This is a genomic window from Caulobacter sp. P1_B12_2, assembly GCF_056406675.1.
Map to the genome: position 1 here is coordinate 1 of NZ_JBFTZS010000532.1, position 2873 is coordinate 2873.

4 protein-coding genes are annotated in these 2873 nt (G+C 69.1%); 3 read left to right on the plus strand and 1 reads right to left on the minus strand.

Going from position 1 to position 2873, the window contains the following annotated elements; genetic code table 11:
• From AC1DZ6_RS22790 to AC1DZ6_RS22800, 3 genes are all read left to right on the plus strand, one after another.
• A partial coding sequence (locus tag AC1DZ6_RS22790) for a LysR substrate-binding domain-containing protein (protein ID WP_477099392.1) occupies positions 1-405 on the plus strand: 405 nt, incomplete at its 5' end.
• A gap of 131 nt (positions 406-536) precedes the next feature.
• Positions 537-998, plus strand: coding sequence for a helix-turn-helix domain-containing protein (locus AC1DZ6_RS22795; RefSeq protein WP_477099393.1), 462 nt, complete (start codon positions 537-539; stop codon positions 996-998).
• 91 nt (positions 999-1089) lie between these two features.
• Positions 1090-2328 carry an acetyl-CoA C-acetyltransferase gene (locus AC1DZ6_RS22800; RefSeq protein ID WP_477099394.1) on the plus strand — a complete coding sequence of 413 codons (1239 nt, stop codon included), beginning with the start codon at positions 1090-1092 and terminating at the stop codon, positions 2326-2328.
• Between the two features lie 6 nt (positions 2329-2334).
• On the opposite strand, the gene AC1DZ6_RS22805 is transcribed toward AC1DZ6_RS22800, so the two are convergent.
• Complete coding sequence (locus tag AC1DZ6_RS22805) at positions 2335-2802, minus strand: MarR family winged helix-turn-helix transcriptional regulator (RefSeq protein ID WP_477099395.1); 468 nt, start codon at positions 2800-2802, stop codon at positions 2335-2337.
• Between the last annotated feature and the right edge of the window lie 71 nt (positions 2803-2873).

The following is a 2873-nucleotide window of genomic DNA, read 5'->3' on the forward strand; positions in this document are numbered from 1 at the left end:
CTGTTCGAACAGTATGGCCGCCCCTCGCATCCGAGCGACCTGCTGAAGATGCCGCTGATGATCTACACCCATGTGCGGGAAGCCCAGGAGTGGCGCTTCTTCCATCCCGTGCATGGCGAGCACCTGGTGATGGTGGACGGAGCGATCCGGGTGAACAACGGCCTGGCGGGGGTCCCGATCCTGCTGGCGGGCCTGGCCGCGACGCTCCAGCCGGAGGTCTATATCTGGGACGAGCTCAAGGAGGGCCTGCTCGAGGAGGTCCTGACGGACTGGACGCTGGTGCCGGTGCCCGTGCACATCCTGACCCCGCCGGGCCGCGCGCGGCCGGCGCGCGTGCGGGTGCTGATCGACTTCCTGCGCGAGCACTTCGCCAAGCAACCCTGGGCGCACGGCATCGAGACCTAGGGGGCTCAAACCGTCGATCAGCTGATTAGGCCGCTTTGGGCAACAGTGAAGCGCCGCTTGCGTCGATTATCGCCGAACGCCGGTCCCCCTATCCCTGTCTCCAGGCAATCAAGCCGATCGGGAGTAGGGACATGGACGGGTTCAAGATTTCGGCGAGCGACATTCTGGCGGGCGACCTGCTGGTCGGTGATTGGGGCGGCGCCTCGCGGACCCCGGCGACGGACCTGGCCCGCGGCGGTCTGGCGCCCTGGCAGGTGCGCACGCTGAACGCCCACATCGACGCCAATCTCGAGGGCGAGATTCGGGTCGAGGACCTCGCGGGGCTGGTCCGGCTCAGCGTCAGCCACTTCGGCCGGGCCTTCAAGCAGAGCTTCGGCCGCTCGCCCCACGCCCACGTCATCGCCGAGCGCATCGCCCGGGCCCAGGCCCTGATGCTGGAGACCGCCGAGCCCCTGGCCCAGATCGCCTTCGCCGTCGGCCTGGCCGACCAGAGCCACCTGTCGCGCCTCTTCCGGCAGGTGACCGGTGACAGCCCCCTCGCCTGGCGCCGCGCCCGCTGGACCCCCGCCCGCGCCGGCGTGACCGTGCAATGACCGCGAAAAAGGCGCTGGACTGACCCAAGGGCGCCGGCTGTCAGATCGGTTCAAGCCATCGTTCTTGGCAACCGTTCTGGGAGGAACGCCTATGCCCGAAGCTCTGATCATCGACGCCTGCCGCACGCCGCGCGGCATCGGCAAGGTCGGCAAGGGCGCCCTGGCCGACTTCCATCCCCAGCACCTGGCCGCCACGGTGCTGAAGGCGCTGGCAGAGCGCAACAACCTCAACACCGCCGAGGTCGACGACATCATCTGGGGCACCAGCACCCAGCGCGGCAAGCAGGGCGGGGACCTGGGCCGGATGGCGGCGCTGGACGCCGGCTACGACATCCGGGCCAGCGGCATGACCCTGGACCGGTTCTGCGGCTCGGGCATCACCACGGTGAACCTGGCGGCGGCCTCGATCATGTCGGGCATGGAGGACGTGGTCGTCGCCGGCGGGACCGAGATGATGTCCTACACCGCCGCCACCGCGGACCGCACCTCGCCCGGCCTGCTGGACAGCGGCAACCTGCGCCTGCGGGCCCGGCATCCGCAGAGCCACCAGGGCGTCTGCGCCGACGCCATCGCCACGCTGGAAGGCATTCCGCGCCAGGCCCTGGACGAGCTGGCCCTGGTCAGCCAGCAGCGCGCCGACCGGGCGATCCGCGAAGGCCGCTTCGACCGCGCCCTGGTTCCAGTCTATCGCGACGACGGCTCGATCGCCCTGGACCGCGAGGAGTTCCCGCGCCCCGAGACCACCCTGGAAGGGCTGGCCGGCCTGAAGGCCTCGTTCGGGGCCATAGCCGGCGTGCCGATCGACGAGGCCGGCACGACCTTGGGCGGCCTGATCCACCAGGTCTATCCGGACCTGAAGATCGAGCACGTCCACCACGCCGGCAACTCGTCGGGCGTGGTCGACGGCGCGGCGGCGGTGTTGCTGGCCTCGCCGGCCTACGCCGCCCGCAATGGTCTGAAGCCCCGCGCCCGGATCGTGGCCATGGCCAATATGGGCGACAGCCCGACCCTGATGCTCAACGCCCCCGTCCCCGCCGCCCGCAAGGTGCTGGCCAAGGCCGGGCTGACCGTCGACGACATCGACCTGTGGGAGATCAATGAGGCCTTCGCCGTGGTCGCCGAGAAGTTCATCCGCGACCTGGGGCTCGACCGCGACAAGGTCAATGTCAACGGCGGGGCCATGGCCTTGGGCCACCCGATCGGCGCCACCGGCTCGATCCTGATCGGCACGATCCTGGACGAGCTGGAGCGCCGCGACCTCAGGCGCGGTCTGGTGACCATGTGCGCGGCGGGCGGCATGGCCCCGGCCGTGATCATCGAGCGGGTGTAGCGGCCCCTACCCCTTCGTCGCGCTCAGCAGATTGTCGCGCAGCCGGGCCACGGACGCCTGGACCACGGGGAACTCGTTCTCGTCTAAACCGATGGCGTCGTTCAGCGCCTCCCCTGGATTGGCTTCGGCCAGACGGCGGCCGGCCGGCGTCAGGCTCAGCCGCACCTGGCGCTCGTCGGCCGGATCGCGCCGTCGCTCGATATAGCCCAGCGACTCCATCTTCTTGAGGATGGGGGTGAGGGTGTTGGACTCCAGGAACAGCTTCTCGCCCAGCGCGCCCACCGTCTGACCGTCCTCGTCGGCCAGCGCCACGAGGGCGATGTACTGGGTATAGGTCAGGCCCAGCGCGTCGAGCAGGGGCTTGTAGGCGCGGCCAAAGGCCAGGTTCGCCGAATAGACCGCGAAACACAGGAACTTTGGCAGCTTGGGGTCGTCGCCGTCGGTCGGCTGCGGGGTCGAAGGGGTCTGGGGCATCTGCTTATCCAGGCGTCAGGGCTCCGCCTATATAAATCGTCCGATTTAATCGGATACGATTTATATAGGCG

Excerpts from the sequence above, each read along its gene's own strand:
- AC1DZ6_RS22795 (WP_477099393.1), top strand. The coding sequence starts at position 537 with ATGGACGGGTTCAAGATTTCGGCGAGCGACATTCTGGCGGGCGACCTG.
- AC1DZ6_RS22800 (WP_477099394.1), top strand. The coding sequence starts at position 1,090 with ATGCCCGAAGCTCTGATCATCGACGCCTGCCGCACGCCGCGCGGCATC.
- AC1DZ6_RS22805 (WP_477099395.1), bottom strand. The coding sequence starts at position 2,802 with ATGCCCCAGACCCCTTCGACCCCGCAGCCGACCGACGGCGACGACCCC.